Below are 763 nucleotides of genomic sequence, written 5' to 3'. Positions count from 1 at the left end.
ACCAGGGCGGCGGCCTCGGCCAGCTCGTCCAGGTCACCGCCCGGCCCCGTGGCGGGCGGGCCCTGGGGGTCCTCCAGCACGGCCTCGATCGCGTCGAGCACCGCCTGCGCGGCGGCCAGCGTCACCCCCACGCGCTCACCGACGGCCCGCAGGTGGGCGGCGACGTCCGCCGGGGACGGGGCATCCAGGTCGTCCAGGTGCAGGTCGAGGTCCAGGTCGTCCAGGTCCAGGTCCGCGACGACGTCACGCAGCACCTCACCCAGGTCGACCCGGCCGACGCGGTCGGCGAGCCGGCCGGCCAGGTCGAGCTCGGCGAGCAGGGCCTCCACGTCCAGGGCCGCCAGGGCGTCCCGCAGGTCGACCTCACCTTCGAGCCCCTCGAACGCCTGCCGCAGCAACCGGTCGAGCACCGCCGGGTCCACGTCCAGGTCGTCCAGCCCGTCGAGGGGGTCCAGACCCTCGAGCTCGGCGGTCAGGGCCCGGGTGAGCTCGGTGCCCAGGGCGTCGAGGTCGGCGTCGGCGAGCAGCTGCCCGGGGTCCGGGGCCAGGTCCGTGAGCAGCCCGTCCAGGTCGAGCCCGGCGAGCACGTCGTCCAGGGGCGGGGGCTCCAGGGCGTCCAGGCCCCCGGTCGCGTCCGCGAGCGCGCCCTCCAGGTCCCCGAGCCCGTCGGCGAGCTCACCGGCCCCGTCGCCGATCTGGCCCAGGGCGTCCAGGAGGGCGGCGGCCAGGACGGTGGCGACGGCGTCGGCGGTGGCGTCGGCGT

1 protein-coding gene is annotated in these 763 nt (G+C 77.6%); it reads right to left on the bottom strand.

Annotated features, from left to right (window positions below; translation table 11 throughout):
- The coding region (locus N869_RS18150) for a hypothetical protein (RefSeq protein WP_035063251.1) at positions 1 to 763 on the bottom strand (763 nt) is incomplete at both ends.

The sequence above is a fragment of the Cellulomonas bogoriensis 69B4 = DSM 16987 genome (genome assembly GCF_000767165.1).
GTDB classification, from domain to species: Bacteria; Actinomycetota; Actinomycetes; order Actinomycetales; family Cellulomonadaceae; genus Actinotalea; species Actinotalea bogoriensis.
Note: the sequence above shows the minus strand (reverse complement) of the source record. Positions and strands in the feature narration are given on the sequence as shown.